The following is a 22,368-nucleotide window of genomic DNA, read 5'->3' as shown; positions in this document are numbered from 1 at the left end:
GTGGACGTTGTTCCACTCGTACGCGTTCGACTTCTCGGTGTGGGAACTGTGGGGTCCGCTGCTGTTCGGCGGCACCCTCGTCGTGGTCGACTACTACACCTCGCGTTCGCCCGAGCAGTTCCTTGAGCTGCTGCGCGACGAGCGCGTGACGGTGCTCAACCAAACCCCGTCGGCCTTCTACCAATTGGCCGAAGCCGACCGCAACGCCGCCGCGGACTCCGCGCCGCTGTCGCTGCGCTACGTGGTGTTCGGTGGTGAGGCGCTGGAGCTGCGTCGTCTCTCGGATTGGGTTGCCCGCCACGGTGACAGCGCTCCGGTGCTGGTGAACATGTACGGCATCACCGAGACCACGGTGCACGTGTCCTTCCGTGCCCTCGATGCCGCGACGATCGAAGCCGCCTCCGGCAGCATCGTCGGCCGCGCGATCGCGGGCCTGAAGGTTTACGTTCTCGACAACCGGCTGCGCCCCGTGCCGGTCGGTGTCGCGGGCGAAATGTATGTCGCAGGACCGCAGTTGGCGCGCGGTTACCTCGGTCGCCCCGACCTGACGGCCGCCCGCTTCGTCGCCAACCCGCTGGCTACTCCGGGCGATCAGGGTTCGCGCCTGTACCGCTCCGGTGACCTCGCGCGTTGGAACCGCTTCGGCGAGCTCGAGTACTTGGGTCGCGCCGACGACCAGGTCAAGGTGCGCGGTTTCCGCATCGAGCTCGGTGAGATCGAGGCCGCGGTGCTCGCGCAGCCGGGCATCGCCCAGGCCGCGGTCATCGTGCGCGAGGACCAGCCGGGAGATCAGCGCATCGTCGCCTACGTCGTCGCCGAACCCGATGTGGTTCCCGACCTGGACGTGGTGCGTTCCGGCGCCGCTGAGCGGCTGCCCGCCTACATGGTGCCCGCGGCCATGGTGCGCTTGGAATGGATCCCGCTGACCGTCAACGGCAAGCTGGACCGCCGCGCGCTGCCCGCGCCCGCCGCCAAGGCCAGGGCGTTCCGCGCCCCGGTGACGCCGGTGCAGGAGACGGTCGCCGCGGTGTTCGCCGAGGTGCTGGACCTGCCCCGGGTCGGCGTCGACGACGACTTCTTCGACCTCGGCGGCAACTCGCTCATCGCGACCAGGGTGGTGTCCAGGATCGGCGCCGCGCTCGGCACCTCGGTGCCGGTGCGCACGCTGTTCGAGGCGTCCACCGTGGAAGCCCTTGCCGCACGGGTGGAATCGCACACCGGTGGCGACGGACGTGCACCGCTTGTCGCGCGCAAGCGCGCCGCCGACGAACTGGTGCCGCTGTCCTACGCGCAGCAGCGTATGTGGTTCCTCAACAAGTACGACACCTCCTCGGCCGCCTACAACCTGCCGATCGCGATCCGGATGTCCGGGGCGCTCGACATCGAGGCGCTGCGGCTCGCGGTGGCCGACGTGGTGCGCAGGCACGAATCGCTGCGCACCCGCTACCCCGAGCACGGCGGCACGCCGGTGCAGGTGATCGTCCCCGCCGAGGAGATCGCGCTCGATCTGCACCCGGTCGCGGTGCCGCGGGCCGAGCTGCTCGCCGCGGTGACCGAGTTCGTCACCGCGGGATTCGATGTGGCCGAACAGGTTCCGCTGCGCACCAGGCTGTACGCCGCGGGACCGGACGAGCATGTGCTCGTCGTCGTCGTGCACCACATCGCCGCCGACGGCTTCTCCATGGGTCCGTTGACCCGCGACGTCATGCTGGCCTACACGGCGCGCACCCAGGACAGCGCGCCCGGCTGGTCGCCGCTCGCGGTGCAGTACGCCGACTTCGCGGTCTGGCAGCGCGAGGTCCTCGGTTCCGAGGACGACGCGGATTCGCTGCTGGCCCGCCAGGTTTCGTACTGGCAGCGCACCCTCGACGGCGTGCCGGACGAGCTGGCGCTGCCGACCGATCGGCCGCGTCCGGCGATCGCCTCGCACCGCGGCGCGACGCTGCACCACCAGCTGCCCGGTGAGCTGATCGCTTCGCTCGACGAGATCGCTCGCGCCAGCGGCGCTTCGCTGTTCATGGTCATGCACAGCGCGCTCGCCGTGCTGCTCGCGCGCCTGTCCGGCGGCGACGACATCGCGGTCGGTACCCCGATCGCCGGCCGTGGCGAGCAGGCGCTCGACGACCTCGTCGGCATGTTCGTCAACACGCTGGTGCTGCGGACCGGCATCGACAACGGCGAATCGTTCACCGAACTGCTCGCCCGCGTCCGCAAGACCGACCTGGACGCCTACGGCAACGCCGACGTGCCGTTCGAGCGCCTGGTGGAGCTGCTCGCGCCGGAGCGTTCGCAGTCGCGCAACCCGCTGTTCCAGGTGATGCTGGCCTTCCAGAACCTGGAGCGGACCGCGCTGGAACTGCCGGGCCTCTCGGTCTCCGCGCTCGATCTCGAAGAGAACGTCGCGCGCTTCGACCTCCAGTTCACGCTGTCGGAGAACGACGCGGTGGCGGGCAACGGCGTCGCGGGCATGACGCTCGCGCTGACCTACGCCACCGAGCTGTTCGACGAGTCGACCGCGCGGGAGATCGTGGACCGCTGGGTGCGCGTGCTCACCGCCGTCGCGGCCGATCCGGCCGTCACGGTCGGCGCCGTCGACGTGCTCGACGCGGCCGAGCTGGCCGATCTCGTCGCGCGCACCGGCGCACCCGCGGTGCCGCCGCGCACGCTGCCCGAGCTGCTGGCCGAGGCCGCCGCGCACAACCCGGACGCGCCTGCTGTGGTGTTCCAGGGGACAAGTCTGGCCCACCCGTCGCCCGACCACCACCCCTCATCGAGTCGCTACGCGACGCTGTCGTATGCCGAGCTGGATGAACGCTCGAACCGCTTGGCCCGCTTGCTGATCGCCGAAGGCATCGGCGCGGAAGACCTCGTCGCGGTCGGCGTGCCCCGCTCGGCGGATTCGGTGTTCGCCGCGTGGGCTGTGTCCAAGACCGGCGCCGCGTTCGTGCCGGTGGACCCGAACTACCCGGCCGAGCGCATCGCGCACATGGTCACCGATTCCGGTTCGCCCCTTGGCATCACGGTCACCGCGGTGCGCGATGGCCTGCCCGAGTCGGCGCGCTGGCTGGTGCTCGAGGACCTCGCGCTCGACGGTTTCGACGGCGCTCCGATCACCGACGCCGACCGGGTCCGCCCGGTGCGTCCGGAGCACCCGGCCTACGTCATCTACACCTCCGGTTCCACCGGTGTGCCCAAGGGCGTCGTGGTGACGCACGCGGGTCTCGCCAACTTCAGCGCCGAGCAGATCGAGCGCTACGGCCTCGACTCCGATTCGCGCGCACTGCATTTCGCCTCGCCCAGCTTCGACGCCTCGATCCTCGAGCTGTTGCTCGCGGTGGGCGCGGGCGGCGCGCTGGTCGTGGTGCCGCCCGGCGTGTACGGCGGCGAGGAGCTGTCCGAGCTGATCCGCGGCGAGCGGGTCACGCACGCGTTCATCACCCCGGCCGCGCTGGCCACCTTCGACCCGAGCGGCCTGGACACGCTGCGCGTGCTGGTCGCCGGCGGCGAGGCGTGCCCGCCTGAACTGGTCGCGAAGTGGGCCGTGCCGCTCGGCGAGAGCGGCGCGCCGCGCGCGTTCCACAACGGCTACGGCCCGACCGAGACCACCATCATGACCAACATCAGCGATCCGCTGGTGGTCGGCGAGACGGTGACCATCGGCGGACCGATCCGCGGCATGCGGTCGCTGATCCTGGACGCCCAGCTCAGGCCCGTTCCGGTGGGTGTCGCGGGTGAGCTGTATCTGTCGGGCGTCCAGCTGGCGCGCGGCTACCACGCCCGCCCCGGCCTGACGGCCGAGCGGTTCGTGGCCAACCCGTACGTCGACGGCGAGCGCATGTACCGCACCGGTGACGTGGTCCGTTGGACCCGCACCGGTGAAGTCGAATACGTCGGCCGCTCCGACTTCCAGGTGAAGGTCCGCGGTTTCCGCATCGAGCTCGGCGAGATCGACGCCGCCCTCGCGGCGCACGAGACCGTCGACTTCGCGGTCACCGTCGGCCACAAGAATGCCGCTGGCGCGGTGTCGCTGGTGTCGTATGTGGTTGCCGCGCAAGGACATTCCATCGACATCGCGGCCCTCACCGCGCACGTCGAGGACCGGCTGCCCGCCTACATGGTGCCCTCGTCGATCATGGTGATCGACCGGGTGCCGCTGACCCCGGTCGGCAAGCTGGACCGCAAGGCGCTGCCGGAGCCGGTGTTCGCGACCGAGGTGGTGTTCCGCGCCGCCCGCACGCCGGTCGAGCAGATCATCGCCGAGGTGTTCGCCGAGGTGCTCGGCGTGCAGCGGGTCGGCGTCGACGACTCGTTCTTCGCGCTCGGCGGCGACAGCATCGTCTCGATCCAGTTGGTCTCGCGGGCCAAGGCGCGCGGCGTGGTGTTCACGCCGCGGCACGTCTTCGAGCAGAAGACGGTCGCGGGCCTTGCTTCGGTCGCCGAGACCGCCGACGCTTCGGCGCCCGCCGTCGCCGCGCTCGCCGAACTGCCCGGCGGCGGTGTCGGTGACATGCCGCTCACCCCGGTGGTGCGGTTCATGGCCGAGCGCCCCGGCTCCTTCGGCCGGTTCAACCAGACCCTCGCGCTCGAGCTGCCGCTCGGCATCGACCGCGCGGGCATCGCGACGACCGTCGGCGCGGTGATCGACCGGCACGACATGCTGCGCGCGCGGCTGTCCCGCGAGGGCGACGACTGGGTGGTGCGGACCGCCGAGCCCGGCGCCGTCGACGTGGACGCGTTGATCGAGCGCGTCGAGTTCCCGGCCGCCGCCACCGACGCCGAACTGCTCGACATCGCCACCGCCGCACTGGATTCCGCGCTGGACCGGCTCGACCCGGCGGCCGGTGTCGTGGTGCGGTTCGTGTGGCTCGATCCCGCGGAAGGCGGCCGGATGGGCCGCCTGATCGTGGTCGCTCATCACTTGGTGGTCGACGGCGTCTCCTGGCGCATCCTGGTGCCGGACTTCGTCGCGGCATGGGGCCAGCTCACCGCCGGGCAGCGGCCCGAGCTGGTGGCTCCGACAACGTCGATGCGGGCTTGGGCGCACGCGCTGGAGCGCGAGGCCGAAAGTGCTTCGCGGGTCGGCGAACTCGCCTACTGGCGGGCGGTGACCGACACCCCGGATCCGCTGCTGACCGCGCGTCCGATGGATCCCGCGGTCGACGTCTCTGGCGCGATCGAGAAGGTCCAGGTCGAGGTCTCCGCCGAGACCACCAAGGCGCTGCTCACCACGGTGCCCGCGCTGTTCCACGGCGGCGTGAACGACGGCCTGCTCACCGCGCTCGCGCTGGCGACCGCGAAGTGGCGTGCCGTCCGCGCGGGCGCGCGCACCGACGACGCGCTGCTGATCCGCCTGGAAGGCCACGGCCGCGAGGAAGACGTCGTCCCCGGCGCCGACCTGTCCCGCACCGTCGGCTGGTTCACCGCCATCTTCCCGGTGCGGCTGGACCTGACCGGCGTCGACGTGGACGCCGCGCTCGCGGGCGGTCCCGCGCTGTCCAAGGCCGTGAAGGCGGTCAAGGAGCAGCTGCTCGCGGTGCCGGACAAGGGCATCGGCTACGGCCTGCTGCGCTACCTCAACCGGCGCACCGCCGCGGAGCTGCCCGCGCAGCTGCCCGGCCAGGTCAGCTTCAACTACCTGGGCCGCGTCTCCGACAGCGACGTGCCCGAGCAACTGCGTGGCTTCGGCTGGACCCCCGCGCCGGAACTCGGCGCGCTCGGCGGCGCCTACGACGCCGATATGCCCGCGATGGCGCCGCTTGACGTCAACGCGATCGTGGTCGGCGACAAGCTGACCGCGAACATCGGCTACCCGTCGACGCTGCTCGACGCCGCCGAGGTGCGCGAGTTCGCCGAGCTGTGGACCACCGCGCTGGACGCCGTTGCCCGGCACGCGAATTCGACAGGAGCGGGCGGGCACACCCCGTCCGACTTCGCCCTGGTGCGCGCGAGCCAGCGCGACATCGAGGGCTGGGAACGGCGCTTCCCGGCGCTGGCCGACGTCTGGCCGCTCTCGGCGCTGCAAGCGGGTCTGCTCTTCCACGCCCGCCTCGCGGCCAGCTCGGTGGACGTCTACACCGCGCAGGCGGTGCTCACCCTCACCGGCCGGGTCGACGCGGCCCGGCTGCGGGCGGCCGCGCAGGCGTTGGTGGACCGCTACGAGAACCTGCGCACCGCGTTCGTCAGCGACACCGACGGCAACCCCGTGCAGGTGGTGCTCGACAGCGTGCGCGTCGCGTGGGCCGAGCACGACCGGACCGAGACCGGTTCGGCCGCCGATCTGATCGAGGCCGACCGCATGCGGCGGTTCGACCTCACCGCGCCGCCGCTGATTCGCTTCACGCTGATCCAGGTGGCGCCCGACCGCTGGCAGTTCGTGGTGTCCAATCACCACATCCTGCTCGACGGCTGGTCGATGCCGCTGCTGATGCGCGACCTGATCGTGCTCTACGCGGTGCACGCCGACGCCAGCGCGCTGCCCGCGGTGCGCTCCTACCGGCACTTCCTGGAATGGACCGCGCGTCAAGACCATTCGGCCTCGCTGGCCGCGTGGACCACCGCGCTGCGCGGGGTGAGCGAGCCGACCCTGCTCGCGCGTCCCGACGCGGGTCGCGAGATCACCGCGCTCTCCGGTGAGTACCTGTTCGACCTCGACGAGGCGGCGACCGCGCGTCTGACCGCGCTGGCCAGCTCGCTCGGCGTCACGCCGAACACGGTGCTCCAGGTGGCGTGGGGCATCCTGGTCGGCCGCATGACCGGAACCGAGGACGTGCTGTTCGGCACCACGGTCTCCGGCCGCCCGGCCCAGCTGCCCGGTGTGGAATCCATGGTGGGTCTGTTCATCAACACCGTTCCGGTGCGGGTGCGCTTCGATCCCGCGGAGTCCGCGCGCGACCTGCTGACCCGCACCCAGGGCGAGCAGGCCGACCTGCTCGACCACCACTACATCGGCCTGGCCGACATCCAGTCCGCCGCGGGCGTCGGTGGCCTGTTCGACACCCTCGTGGTGTTCGAGTCCTATCCGGTGGACGCCGACGGTCTGCGCGCCCAGGCCGCCGACATCGACGGCATGGCCGTGGCCGACCTGGAGGCCGCCGACGCGACGCACTACCCGCTGACGCTGATCGCCCAGCTGGATTCGCGCCTGCGCATCCGCGCGGGTTATCTGCGCGACCTCTTCGATGAGCCGACCGTACGCCGCATCGCCGACCGCCTGGTCCGCGTGCTCGCGGCCATCACCGCCGATCCCGCTGTGCCCGTTGGCGATATCGAGCTGCTCGACACCGCCGAGCGCGAGCTCGTGGTGTCCGGCTGGAACGAGACCGCGCACGAGGTCGACGCGGCGGCGACGCTGGTGTCGAAGTTCGAAGCGCAGCTGGCGAAGACGCCCAACGCGACCGCTCTCACCTTCGAGGGGACGAGTCTTACGTACGACGAGTTCGCGGGACGGGTCTACCGCCTGGCGCGCTGGCTCATCGAACGCGGCGTCGGCCCGGAGTCCTCGGTGGCGCTCGGCATGCGGCGCTCGATCGACCTGGTCGTCGGCATGTACGCCGTCACCGTCGCGGGCGGCGCGTACGTGCCGCTGGACCCGGACCACCCGGCCGAGCGCACGGAATACATTCTGGCCACGGCCGATCCGGTGTGTGTGCTGACCTCGGGCAGCGACCTGGAGATCGACACCGCGCAGGTGCGCATCGATCTGCTCGACCTGTCCGGCGTGTCCGAGGCGCCGGTGACCGACGCCGATCGCCGCGCCCCGCTGTGTCCGTCGAACACCGCGTACGTGATCTTCACGTCCGGCTCGACCGGGCGCCCGAAGGGTGTCGCGGTCTCGCACGCGGCGATCGTCAACCGTCTGGTGTGGATGCAGTCCGAGTACGGGCTCACCGAGTCCGACGCGGTCTTGCAGAAGACGCCTGCCACCTTCGACGTGTCGGTGTGGGAGTTCTTCTGGCCCTTGCAGATCGGCGCGCGGTTGGTCGTCGCCCGCCCCGACGGCCACCGTGATCCGGCCTACCTGGCCGAGGTCATCGCGACCGAGCGGGTCACCGTCACCCACTTCGTGCCGTCCATGCTCGCGGTGTTCGTTGCCGACGCGGCCGCGGCCCGCTGCGACACGCTGCGCATGGTGTTCGCCTCCGGTGAGGCGCTGCCGCCCAAGCCCGCGCACCGCCTGCGCGAGCTGACCGGCGCGCAACTGCACAACCTGTACGGCCCGACCGAGGCCGCGGTCGACGTCACCTATCACCGGGTGACCGAGGCCGACACCGACACCGTGCCGATCGGCGCCCCGGTGTTCAACACCCAGGTGTACGTGCTGGATTCGCGGCTGCGGCCCTCCCCGGTGGGTGTCGCGGGTGAGCTCTACCTCGCGGGCACCCAGCTGGCGCGCGGCTATGTGGCGCGTCCGGACCTGACCGCGGATCGCTTCGTGGCCAACCCGTTCGCCGACGGACAGCGCATGTACCGCACCGGCGACTTGGTGGCCTGGACCGCCGATGGCGAGCTGGAGTACTTGGGCCGCACCGACTTCCAGGTGAAGCTGCGCGGTCTGCGCATCGAGCTGGGCGAGATCGAGCAGGCGCTCACCGCGCTGGACGAGATCGCGCAGTCGGTGGTCGTGGTGCGCGGCGATCAGCGCACCGGCGATCAGCTGGTGGCCTACGTCGTTGCCGCATCGAACGCGCGCGTCGACGGCGACGTGGTGCGCGAGGACCTCGGCAGGCAGCTGCCCGCCTACATGGTGCCCGCGCTGGTCGTTGTGCTCGACGAGTTCCCGCTCAACGCGTCCGGCAAGCTGGACCGCAAGGCGCTGCCGGCGCCGGTGTTCGAGGCCGCGGTGTTCCGCGCGCCGACCACGCCGGTGGAGGAGATCGTCGCGCGCACCTTCGCCGACGTGCTCGGCCTGGACCGGGTCGGCCTGGACGACGACTTCTTCGCACTCGGCGGCAACTCGCTCAGCGCCACCCAGGTGGCGGCGCGGCTGTCCGCGGCGCTGGAGACCGAACTCGGCGTGCGCGAGCTGTTCGAGGCCTCCACCGTGGCGGCGCTCGCGGCTCGCACCGAGTCGAAGGCGGGCGCGGGCGCGCGGGCGGCGCTGGTCGCGCAGCGGCGGCCCGAGCGGCTGCCGCTCTCGCTGGCCCAGCAGCGCATGTGGTTCCTCAACCGGTTCAACATGGGCGGCGGAGCCCAACACGCCGCGGCGGCCGCGGCCGACAACATTCCGGCCGCGGTGCGGCTGTCCGGTCTGCTCGACCGGCAGGCGCTCCAGGTCGCCGTCGCCGACGTGCTGGCCCGGCACGAGTCGCTGCGCACCTACTACCCCGAGATCGGTGGCGTCGGCTACCAGCAGATCGTGCCGACCGCGCAGGTGATCCCGGATCTCTCGCCGATCGACATCACCGAAGCCGAACTGCCGCAGCGCCTTTCCGAGGTCGTGCTGACCGCCTTCGACGTCACCGCCGAGGTGCCGTTCCGTGCCAGCCTGTTCGAGATCAGCCCCACCGAGCACGTGCTCGCGCTGGTGGTGCACCACATCTCGGCCGACGGGTTCTCCATGGGCCCGCTGACCAGGGACGTGATGATCGCCTACAGCGCGCGCGTGGACGGCGACGAGCCCGCCTGGCGTCCGCTCGAGGTGCAGTACGCCGACTACGCGCTGTGGCAGCGCGCGGTGCTCGGCGCCGAGGACGACCCGGACTCGCTGATCTCCGGTCAGATCGAGTTCTGGAAGAACGAATTGGCCGGGCTGGTCGAGCAATTGGATCTGCCCGCCGATCGCCCGCGGCCCGCGACCGCCTCCAACCGCGGCGACACGGTGGCCTTCACCGTGGACCCCGAGGTGCACGCGGCCCTGCGCGCGCTGGCGCAGCAGCACAATTCGACGCTGTTCATGGTTGTGCACGCCGCGCTCGCGGTGCTGCTCGCGCGCCTGTCCAGCACGTCGGACATCGCCATCGGCACCCCGATCGCGGGCCGCGGTGAGCGCGCGCTCGACGATCTGATCGGCATGTTCGTCAACACCCTCGTGCTGCGCACCGAGATCGAGCCCGGCGTCGCGTTCGAGGAACTGCTGCGCACCGTGCGGCGGGTCGACGTGGACGCCTTCGGTCACGCCGACGTGCCGTTCGAGCGCCTCGTCGAGGTGCTGGACCCGGTGCGTTCGCCGGGCAGGCACCCGCTGTTCCAGGTCGCGCTGACCTTCCAGAACACCGCGCCGACCGCGCTGGAACTGCCCGGCCTGACGGTGTCTGGCGTGGACATGGCGGTGCCGCTTGCCAAGTTCGACCTCCAGCTGACGCTCGAGGAGAAGCTCGGCGCGGATGGCGGACCGCAGGGGATGTCGGCCGAGTTCAGCTTCGCGACCGACCTTTTCGACGCGAGCACGGTCCGCGGGTTCGCCGATCGCCTGCTGCGCGTGCTCGGCGCGGTCTCGGCCGACGCGAGCGTCGTTGTCGGCGACATCGACCTGCTCGCCCCCGGCGAGCGCGAACTGGTGCTGCGCGAATGGAACACCGAGGGCGTCGAGGCGCCCGCGGCGACCCTGGTCGACCTGATCGGTGCGCAGGCGCGGCGTCGTCCGGACGCCACGGCGATTCGCTTCGGCGAGACCACGGTCTCCTTCGGCGAGTTCGAGCGCAGGGCCAACCGGATCGCGCGCGCGCTCATCGGACTCGGTGTCGGGCCGGAATCCAAGGTCGCCGTGGCTGTTTCGCGCACCGAGGAACTGCCGATCGCGCTGTACGCGGTGCTGCTGTCCGGCGCCGCCTACGTGCCGATCGATACCACCTACCCGGTGCAGCGGCTCGAGTTCACCCTCGCCGACGCCGCGCCGGTGTGCGTGCTGACCACCGCGGCGGACGCGGAAGCCGTTCCGGCGGGCGATATTCCGCTGCTGCTGGTCGAGCGGACCGCGGACGAGTCCGACGCGCCGGTCACCGATGCCGACCGCATCGCGCCGCTGCGCCAGGACAACCTCGCCTACGTCATCTACACCTCCGGTTCGACCGGTGTGCCCAAGGGCGTCGGCGTCTCGCACCGCAACGCGGTGGAGCTGTTCGCGAACACCCAGCCGCTGTTCGGCTTCGACGAGTCCGACGTGTGGACGCTGTTCCACTCGTTCGCCTTCGACTTCTCGGTGTGGGAACTGTGGTGCGCGCTGGCCTACGGCGGTTCGGTGGTCGTGGTCGACTACCTGACCTCGCGTTCGCCGGAGCTGTTCCGCGAGTTGCTTGTTCGCGACCGAGTCACCGTGCTGAACCAGACGCCGTCGGCGTTCTACCAGCTGGTGGAGGCCGACCGTGCGGCGAGCGCCGCCGACGACAACGGCGAATTCGCGCTGCGCCACGCGATCTTCGGCGGTGAGGCGCTCGATCTGCGGCAGCTGCGCCGCTGGTACGAGCGCCATCCGGCGGACGCGCCGCGCCTGGTGAACATGTACGGCATCACCGAGACCACGGTGCACGTGTCGTTCCTCGCACTGGACGACCACGACGTCGACAACCCGGCCAGCGTCATCGGCCGCGCCCTGCCCGGCCTGAGCGCCTTCGTGCTCGACAACCGGCTGGCCCCCGCGCCGGTCGGCGTCGCTGGCGAGATCTACGTGACCGGCGCGCAGCTGGCGCGCGGCTACCTCGGCAGGCCCGGCCTCGCCGCGACCCGCTTCGTGGCGAACCCCTTCGGGGAGCCCGGTTCCCGGATGTACCGCTCGGGTGACGTCGGCCGCTGGTTCGGCACCGGCGACTCGGCCAACCTGGAGTACGCGGGCCGCAGCGACCAGCAGGTGCAGCTGCGCGGCTTCCGCATCGAGCTCGGCGAGATCGAGTCGGCGCTGGTGCGGTGCGACGGCGTGCGCCAGGCGGTGGTCATGGTCCGCGCCGACGAGCACGCGGGCGACCGCCTCGTCGGTTACGTGGTGCCCGAGACCGGCACCGCGGTCGACCCGGTCGCGCTGCGCGAGGCGGTCGCGGAGTTCCTGACCGCGTACATGGTCCCGGACGCCATCGTTGTGCTCGACACCCTGCCGCTCACCCCGAACGGCAAGCTGGATCGGCGCGCGCTGCCGGAGCCGGAGTTCGTCAGCACCGCGGCCTTCCGCGCGCCGAGCACGCCGATCGAGCAGGCCGTCGCGACGGTGTTCGCCGAGCTGCTCGGCGTCGAGGAAGTCGGTCTGGACGACGACTTCTTCGCGCTCGGCGGCAACTCGCTGCTGGCCACCCGCGTCGTCGCGCGGATCAACGAGGCGGTCGACGCCGACCTGGCCGTGCGCGAGCTGTTCGAGGCGCCCACGGTGGCCGCGCTCGCCGCGCGCGCCGCGGCGAAGGCGGGCAGCGGACGCAGGCGCGAACTGGTCGCGGGCCCGCGGCCGGAGCGTATTCCGCTGTCGCTCGCGCAGCAGCGAATGTGGTTCCTCAACCGCTTCGACAACCAGACCGCGGTCAACAACATCCCGCTCGCGGTGCGGCTCACCGGCGCGTTGGACACCGACGCGCTGCGCAGGGCGGTCGCCGACGTGGTCGACCGGCACGAGGTGCTGCGCACTGTGTACCCGGAGACCGCAGACGGTCAGGGCGTGCAGGTCGTGCTGCCCGCGGGCCAGGAGAACCTGGACCTGACCCCGATCGTGGTGTCGGAGACCGAGATTCAGGAGCGCATCGGCGAGCTGGTGCTCACCGGATTCGACGTCACCGCCGCCGTGCCGGTGCGCGCCGCGCTGTTCCGTATCGCCGGTTCGATGGACGGCTCCCAGCCGGACACCCACGTGCTTGTCTTCGTGGTGCACCACGTCTCGGGTGACGGCTGGTCGGTCGGCCCGCTGGCCCGCGACGTCATGGTCGCCTACGCGGCGCGTTCGCGCGGCGAGGCGCCGGGCTGGGCGCCGCTGCCGGTGCAGTACGCCGACTACGCGCTGTGGCAGCGCGAGACGCTCGGCTCCGAGGACGATCCGGACTCGCTGATCGCGGCGCAGGTCGCGTACTGGTCGCAGAACCTCGCGGGTCTGCCCGACCAGCTGGACCTGCCGTCGGACCGCAAGCGTCCGGCCGTCGCGTCCAACCGCGGCGGGGTCTACGAGTTCGAGCTCTCCGCCGAACTCGCGCAGGCCGCCGAGGCGCTGGCGCGCGAGCACGGCGCGAGCTTGTTCATGGTGGTGCACGCGGCGTTCGCTGCGCTGCTGGGACGGCTGTCCGGCAGCGACGACATCGCCATCGGCACCGTGGTCGCCGGCCGCGGCGAGGCCGTGCTCGACGACGCCATCGGCATGTTCGTCAACACGCTCGTGCTGCGCAGCGCCGTCGACCCGGCCCAGCCGTTCGCCGAATTCCTCACGCGGACAAGGGAAACCGACCTCGCCGCGTTCGGCCACGCGGACCTGCCCTTCGAGCGGCTCGTCGAGCTGCTTAACCCGGCGCGTTCGCAGGCGCGGCACCCGCTGTTCCAGGTGATGCTCTCGTTCCAGAACACCGGCGAGACCACCTTCGAGCTGCCCGGCCTCGAGGTCTCTGGCGTGCCGCTGGACGTGGTGACCGCGAAGTTCGATCTGCACCTGAACTTCACCGGCACCGCCGCCGAGGGCATGAAGGCCGAGATCGCCTACGCCACCGACATGTTCGACGGCACAACGGTGGCCTCGTTCGCCGAGCGCCTGGTGCGGATGCTGGACGCCGTGGTCGCGGACCCGGCCGTGGTGCTCGGCGACGTCGACCTGCTCGACGCGAGCGAGCGCGCCACCGTGGTGCGGACCTGGAACGACACGGCGCACCGGGTCGACAGGGACGCGACCCTGGTGTCGATGTTCGAGGCGCAGGCGGCGCGGACGCCGGACGCGATCGCGCTGACGTTCGAGGGGACGAGTCTGTCCTACGCCGAATTCGCTTCTCGCGTGCACCGTTTGGCGCGGCACCTGATCGCCTCGGGTGTCGGACCGGACACGCTGGTCGCGCTCGGCATGCGCCGCTCGCTGGACCTGGTCGTCGGCATGTACGCGGTGAGCGTCGCGGGCGGTGCGTACGTGCCGCTGGATCCGGATCACCCGGCCGAGCGCACCCACTACGTGCTCGACCTCGCCGCTCCGGTGTGCGTGCTGACCACCTCGCGGGACGGCTTCGACTCCGGCTCGGTCACCGCGCTGGAGATCGACACGCTCGATGTGTCTGCCTACGACGACGCCCCGGTGTCGGACGCCGAGCGGCGCGCGCCGCTGCGTCCGTCGAACACCGCGTACGTGATCTTCACGTCCGGCTCGACGGGTCGTCCGAAGGGTGTCGGCGTCGCGCACGACGCGATCGTCAACCGCCTGGTGTGGATGCAGTCCGAGTACGGGCTCGACGGCACCGACGTGGTGTTGCAGAAGACCCCGGCGACGTTCGACGTGTCGGTGTGGGAGTTCTTCTGGCCCTTGCAGATCGGCGCGCGCCTGGTGGTCGCCAAGCCGGACGGCCACCGCGATCCCGGCTACCTGGTCGAGGTGATCAAGCGCGAGCGGGTCACCACGGCGCACTTCGTGCCGTCGATGATGTCGGTGTTCGTCGCCGAGGAGCGCGCGGACGAATGCACCAGCCTGCGCAACGTCTTCGCCTCCGGCGAGGCGCTCCCCGCGGTGACGGCGCAGCGTCTCCAGGAGCTGACCGGCGCACGCCTGCACAACCTGTACGGCCCGACCGAGGCCGCGGTCGACGTGACCTATCACGAGGTCACCGAGGACGATGTGGTGTCGGTGCCGATCGGCGCACCGGTGTTCAACACCCAGGTGTACGTGCTGGATTCGCGCCTGCACCCGGTGCCGGTCGGTGTCGCGGGTGAGCTGTACCTGGCCGGTGTCCAGCTGGCGCGCGGTTACGTGGCGCGGCCGGACCTGACCTCGGATCGGTTCGTGGCCAACCCCTTTGCCGCGGGCGAGCGGATGTACCGCACCGGTGACCTGGTCACCTGGACGAAGAAGGGCGAGCTGGAGTACCTGGGCCGCACCGACTTCCAGGTGAAGCTGCGCGGTCTGCGCATCGAGCTCGGCGAGATCGAGGCCGCGCTCACCGCGCTGGACGCGATCGCCCAGGCGGTCGTGGTGGTGCGCTCGGACGAGCGGCTCGGCGATCAGCTGGTCGGCTACGTCATCGCGGCGGCCGGTCAGGCGATCGATGTCGAGTCCGTGCGGACCCAGCTGGGCGGCGAGTTGCCCGCCTACATGGTGCCCTCGGCGTTCGTGGTGCTCGACGAGTTCCCGCTCAACGCCTCCGGCAAGCTGGATCGCAAGGCGCTGCCCGCGCCGGTGTTCGAGGTCAAGGCCTTCCGCGCCCCCTCGACGCCGATCGAGGAGATCGTCGCCAACACCTTCGGCGACGTGCTCGGCGTGACCCGCGTCGGCCTGGACGACGACTTCTTCGAGCTGGGCGGCAACTCGCTGGTCGCCACCCAGGTGACCGCGCGCCTCGGCGCGGCGCTGGACACCCAGCTCGCGGTGCGCGACCTGTTCGAGGCGTCGACAGTCGCCGCGCTGGCGATCCGGGTGGAGCGCATCGCGGGCTCAGGCCGGTCGCGTCCGGAACTGACCGCCGCTGAACGGCCGGAGCGGATTCCGCTCTCGCCCGCGCAGGCGCGGTACTGGTTCCTCAACCAGTTCGACACGGCCACTTCGGCGGTGGACAACATCCCGCTTGCCGTCCGGCTCTCCGGCGCGCTCGACGTGCGGGCGCTCGAGCAGGCGATCGGCGACGTGTTCGCCCGCCACGAGGTGCTGCGCACCATCTACCCGAGCTCGGCGGACGGTCCGCACCAGGTGATCCTGCCCGCGAACCCGCCGCAGCTGGATCCGGTTCAGATCGACGAGTCCGAGTTGATCGGGCGGGTCATCGCGTTCGCCATGACCACCTTCGACGTCACCACCGAGGTGCCGCTCGCGGTCGCGCTGTTCCGAATCTCCGAGCAGGAGCACGTGATCGCGTTCGTCGTGCACCACGTGTCGGCGGACGGCGCGTCGATGGGTCCGCTGGCTCGCGACCTGATGGCGGCCTACGTGGCCAGGGTCGCGGGCGACGCACCGCAGTGGACGCCGCTGCCGGTGCAGTACGCCGACTACGCGCTGTGGCAGCGCGCGGTGCTCGGCTCCGAGGACGATCCGGAGTCGGTGGCCGCACGCCAGGTCGCCTACTGGAAGCAGGCGCTGGCCGGGCTGCCCGATCAGCTGGAGCTGCCCGCGGACCGGCCGCGCCCGCCCGCGCAGTCGTTCCACGGCAAGGCGCTGCGCTTCGAGCTCTCGCCGCAGCGGCACGCCGAGCTGGCGGAATTGGCGCGCGCCAACAACGCCTCGCTGTTCATGGTCGTGCACGCGGCGCTCGCGGTGCTGCTCGCGCGGCTCTCCGGCACCGAGGACATCGCGGTCGGCACGCCGATCGCGGGTCGCGGTGAGCGCGAACTCGACGACCTGATCGGCATGTTCGTCAACACGCTGGTGTTCCGCACCGGCGTGCGACCGGGCGACCGGTTCGCCGACCTGCTCGCCGACGTGCGCGAACGCGACCTGGAGGCGTTCGCCAACGCCGACGTTCCGTTCGAGCGCCTCGTCGAGGTGCTGAACCCGGAGCGCTCCACCGCGCGCAACCCGCTGTTCCAGATCGGTCTGTCCTTCCAGAACCTGGCCGAGACCACGTTGACGCTGCCCGGGCTCCAGGTGAGCGCGGTCAACTTCAACTCGCAGCTGGCCAAGACCGACCTGCACGTGACGCTCTACGACCGGTACGCCGACGACGGCACCCCGGCCGAGATCATCACCGAATTCGGTTACGCCACCGACCTGTTCGACGAGGCCACCGTTCAGGGCTTCGCGGACCGGTTCGTGCGGGTGCTCGACGCGGTGATCGCCGACGTGACGGTCCCGGTCGGCGAGATCGACCTGCTCGCCGACGCGGAAACCGAACGGATCCTGAGCAAGTGGAACGACACCGCGCGTCCCGTCGACACCGACGCCACGCTGGTGTCGCTGCTCGACGCCGCGGTGGCCGAGGCCGCGCCGGGCACCGTCGCGCTGGTCGCCGACACGGCGTCCGGCGAGCGGACCCAGCTGACCTACGCCGAGCTGGACGCTCGGGTGAACCGGTTGGCGCGGTACCTGATCGGTCGTGGTGTCGGTCCGGAGGATCGGGTGGCGTTGGCCATTCGCCGTTCGGCGGATTTGGTGATCGCGATGTACGCGGTGGCCAAGGCCGGTGCGGCGTACGTGCCGATCGATCCGGATCAGCCGGTGGATCGTGTCGACTACATCCTCGGCACGGCCGCGCCGGTGTGCGTGCTGACCACGGCGCGGGACGCGTTCGAGACCGAGGCGGCGCAGACCGTCGCGATCGACGAGCTGGATCTGTCCGGCTACTCGGACGCGCCGATCGCGGCTGGTGAGCGCAATGGTGTTCTGGTTGCGGCGAATACGGCGTATGTGATCTTCACGTCGGGTTCGACGGGGCAGCCCAAGGGTGTCGCGGTGCCGCACGCGGCGATCGTGAACCAGTTGCTGTGGAAGTCGGACGAGTTCGGTCTCGACAGTGAGAACGTGGTGCTGCTCAAGACGGCGGCGACGTTCGACCTGTCGGTGTGGGAGTTCTGGTCGGCGGCGGTCAGTGGTGGTCGTTTGGTGATCGCCACGGCCGACGGGCATCGCGACCCGGCGTACCTGAACGAGCTGATGCGTTCGACGGGTGTGACCACGTTGCATGTGGTTCCGTCGATGCTGGACGCGCTGCTCACCGAATCCGAAGGCCGCATGCCGCATTCGCTGCGGCGCATCCTCGCCATCGGTGAGGCGCTGCCCGCGGTGACCGCGCAGAAGTTCCGGCGCGGCAACGCGGCCGGGCTGTTCAACCTGTACGGTCCGACCGAGGCGGCGGTGTCGATCACCAACCACGCCGTGACCGATGCCGACGAGCACTCGGTCTCCATCGGCGCGCCGGAGTGGAACAGCCAGGTGTACGTGCTGGATTCGCGCCTGCGTCCGGTTCCGGTCGGCGTCTCCGGCGAGTTGTACTTGGCCGGTGCGCAATTGGCGCGCGGCTACTTCGCACGCCCGGATCTGTCCGCGGAACGGTTCGTCGCGAACCCCTTCGGCGAGCCGGGCGCGCGGATGTACCGCACCGGTGACCTGGTCGCCTGGAACGCCGACGGCGAGTTGGAATACCGGGGCCGCACCGACTTCCAGGTCAAGATCCGCGGTTTCCGCATCGAGCTCGGCGAGATCGAGGCCGCGCTGCTGCGGCAGGACGCGATCGCCGCCGCGGCGGTGCTCGCGCACAACGATCCCGGTCTCGGCGATCGGCTCGTCGCCTACGTCGTGCCGTCGGCGGCCGGAATCGACCCGGAGACCGGCGAACTGGACAAGCGCAAGCTCCAGTCCGCGCTCGCGGCGGAGCTGCCGTCCTACATGGTGCCGAGCGCCTTCATGGCGCTGGACGCCTTGCCGCTCAACGCGAACGGCAAGCTGGACCGCAACGCGCTGCCGCAGCCGACCTTCGAGAAGGCGGCGTTCCGCGCGCCGGTGACTCCGGCCGAGCAGATCGTGGCCGGCGTGTTCGCCGACGTGCTCGACGTCGAGCTCATCGGCGCCGACGACGACTTCTTCGCGCTCGGCGGCAACAGCATCCTGTCGATCCAGCTGGTCTCGCGGGCGAAGGCGCTCGGCGTCGAGTTCAGCGTGCGCGACGTGTTCGATCAGCGCAGTGTCGCCGCGCTGGCGGCCATCGCCACCGCGACGCAGGCCGAGCGGGAGCAGCCCGCCGAACTGCCCGGCGGCGGTGTCGGCGAGATGCCGCTGCCGCCCGCCGTCGCCGCGGCGCTGGCCGGCGGTGCGCCGTTCCAGCGGTACGCGCAGTCCGCGCTGCTGCCGCTGCCCACCGCGCTCGACTGGTACACGCTGCTCGACGCGCTCGAGGCCCTGTTCGACCGGCACGACGCGCTGCGCACGAAGCTGCGCGCCGACGGCGACGGCTGGGTGTTCGAGGCCGTCGACCGCGTCGAGGTGGAGTCGCTGGTCAGCGAGGTCCGCGTCGAGAAGGGCGCCGACCTGGCCGACCTGCTCGCGGCCGAGCGCACCGCCGCGGTCGATCGACTCGATCCGGCCGACGGTGTGATGGCGCAGTTCGTGCTGTTCACCTTCGCCGACAACCGTCCCGACGAATTGCTGGTCGTGGCACACCGTTTCGCGATGGACGCGCGGTCGTGGCGGATTCTGCTCGGCGAGCTGACCACCGCGACCGAGCAGCTCGGCGTCGACGCGCCGCTCGAGCTGCCCGCCGTCGGCACCACGCTGCGGCGCTGGGCGCACAGCGTGGCCAACGACGAGGCCACCGCGCACGAGTCGGAACTGCCGTTCTGGCAGGAGATCTCGGCGACCACCGAGCCGCAGCTCGGCGCGCGGGCGCTCGATCCCGCGACCGACACCGCGGCCACCGTGGACCGGGTGCGGGTCACCGTGCCCGCCGAGGTCACCGAGGCGGTGCTGAGCACGGTGCCCGCCCGCTACCACGGCGCGGCGGCCGACGGCCTGTTCGCGGCCTTGGCCATGGCGTTGGTGCGCTGGCGCGGCGAACAGCACGGCACCGCCGCGCTGATCCGTCGCGCGGGCGACGGCCGCGCCGCACGGGCCGCCCGAGGCACCGAGCTGGCGCGCACGCTCGGCTGGTTCGACCTCACCCATCCGGTCCGGATCGACCTCGACGGCGCCGACCTCGACGACGCGTTCGCGGGCGGAAACGCCTTGGGCCGCATCGTGAAATCGGTCAAGGAGCAGCTGCTCGCCGTGCCCGATCATGGCCGCGGCCACGGTCTGCTCGGACTGGCCGATGCCGCGCAGGTCGGCTTCCGCTACCTGGGCGAGCTGCCCGCCGAGATCGTGACCGTCGCCGACGACCACCGGCCCGCCGACGCGGCGCTCGACGTCGAGGCGATGGTGCTCGACGGTGAACTCGTCGCGTCGTTCGCCTTCCCGACCGGCCTGCTCACGGCCGAGCGAGTCGGCGAACTCGGCGAGCTCTGGGTGTCCGCGCTGACCGCGCTGGCCACGCACGTGCGTCGACCGAGTGCGGGCGGCCACACGCCGTCCGACATGCCGCTGGTGAAGGTCGGCCAGGCCGATATCGAGCTGTGGGAGCGGACCTACCCCGGCCTCACCGAGGTCTGGCCGCTCACGCCGCTGCAGTCCGGTCTGCTCTTCCACGCGCAGATGACCACGACCACCGTGGACGTCTACAACATGCAGGCAGTCATCGAGCTCACCGGCGAGGTGGACGCCGAGCGGCTGCACGCCTCGGCGCAGGCGCTGCTCGACCGCTACCCGAACCTGCGCACCGCGTTCGTCACCGACGCGGCGGGCCAGTCCGTGCAGATCGCCATGGACCGGGTCGAGGTGCCTTGGCGCACAGTCGATCTCACCGGGCTGCCGGAGGACGAGCGGGACGCGGAACTGCGCAAGCGGCTTGCCGAGGACTTGGCGCAGCGGTTCGACATGGCCGTGCCGCCGCTGGTGCGCTACGGCCTGTACCGCACCGCCGCCGACCACTGGCACCTCGTCATCAGCACCCACCACGTGCTGTTGGACGGCTGGTCGATGCCGCTGCTGATGCAGGACCTGCTTGTGCTGTACGCGCTGCGCGGCGACGCCTCGGCGCTGCCGGAGGTCGCGTCCTACCGGACGTTCCTGGAGTGGCTGGCGGGCCGCGACCTGAACGCTTCGCTGCGGACCTGGGCTCGCGCGTTCGACGGTCTCGACGATCCGACCGAGCTCGCCCCGCAGGCGCGTTCGGCCGAGGACTACCGGACCGGCAAGCTGGTCACCCACATCGACGCCGACCGCACCCGCAGGCTCACCAAGCACTGCGCGGAACTCGGCATCACGGTGAACACCTTGGTGTCGGCGGCTTGGGGCATCCTGCTCGGCAGGCTCACCGGCCGCTCGGACGTGGCCTTCGGTGCCACGGTGTCGGGCAGGCCCGCTGAGCTGCCCGGCGTCGAATCGATGGTCGGCCTGTTCATCAACACGCTGCCCGTCCGGGTGCGCATCGATGATCGCGCCACCATCGAGGAGCAGCTGCGGCAGTTGCAGCGCGAGCAGGCGGATCTGCTGGATCACCACTACGTCGGCCTCGCCGACATCCAGCGGGCCGCCGGTGCCGGATCGCAGTTCGACACGCTGTACGTGTTCGAGTCGTACCCGATCGACCGCGAGGCGATCGCGGCGGCGAGCTCGATCGACGGCATGTCGGTGACCGGGGTGGACGTCAGCAACACGACGCACTACCCGCTGTCGCTGAAGGTGGCGGCCGAGTCGATCCTGGAGATCAGCTTCGAGTACCTGCTCAGCCGGTTCACCGCCGAGGAGGTGCAGACGCTGTCCACCCGGTTGGTGCGGGTGCTGGAGTCGCTGCTCGGCGACCCGTCCGGGCTGGTCGGTGACATCGACATCCTGGACAGCGAGGAACGGGCCCGGCTGCTCGCCGAGTCGCACGTCGCCACGGCGGCCGTGGCGCCGGAGTCGGCGAACCGGGTCGGCGCGCGGACCGTGGCCAAGGTGCTCGCCGAGGTCGTCGAGGCGGATCCGCAGGCGCCCGCGCTGCTCGCCGACGGCGACGAGATCGCCTACCACGTGCTGGATCGGCGTTCCTCGCAGCTGGCTCGGGTGCTGATCGCGCGTGGCGCCGGTCCGGGCGACGTCGTCGCGGTGGCGCTGCCGCGCGGTGTCGACGCGGTGGTCGCCGGCTGGGCCGTGCAGAAGGCGGGCGCAGCATGCCTGTTCGCCTCGGGTCTGAGCGCGGACGAGATCGCCACGGCCGGAGCCGGTTTCGGTATCGGTGCCGCGCCGGACGGCGCGGGCGCGGTGAACTGGCTTGTTCCGAGCGATCCGCAGGTCCAGACGGAACTGGCCGCGGCCGCGGGGCACCCGGTGTCTTACGCCGATCGGGTCCGCCCGCTCGGCGAGGAGCACCCGGCCTTCGTGGAGCTGGTCGGCGGCGCGCCGGTCACGCTGAGCCAGACCGATGCGCTCGACCTCGGCGAGCGAGTCCGCGACGAGAACAACATCGACTACGAGTCGACCACGTTCACCACCGCCGCCGCGGGCCGCGCCGCCCTCTGGGAGTTCGTCGCCACGGCCACCGCGGGCGCACTCTCCGTGCTCCCCACGGCCGACGACCTCGCCGACGACCTCGCCGACGGCGAAGTCACCCACTGGTTCGTCACGCCGGGCGAACCCACCGACGCCGCCGACGAGGAAATCCGAATCATCGTCGCGGAGTAGGTTGTTCGACCACGACGGCCGCCACGGACTTCCGTGGCGGCCGTCGTTTCGACCGTGCCGAGGCGGGCATTCCGAACTATTGGCGCTTCGAGCTCAACGCCTTC

1 protein-coding gene is annotated in these 22,368 nt (G+C 71.2%); it reads left to right on the top strand.

All coding sequences use genetic code 11. From position 1 onward, the window contains the following. Window positions 1–22,264: non-ribosomal peptide synthase/polyketide synthase (locus CRP45_RS34575; protein ID WP_245910082.1), on the top strand; the 22,264-nt coding region annotated here is incomplete at its 5' end. Window positions 22,265–22,368 lie beyond the last annotated feature (104 nt).

The organism is Nocardia amikacinitolerans, from assembly GCF_900215415.1.
GTDB lineage: Bacteria > Actinomycetota > Actinomycetes > Mycobacteriales > Mycobacteriaceae > Nocardia > Nocardia amikacinitolerans.
The sequence above is the reverse complement of the archived record's forward strand: the minus strand, read 5'-3'. Positions and strand labels throughout refer to the sequence as shown.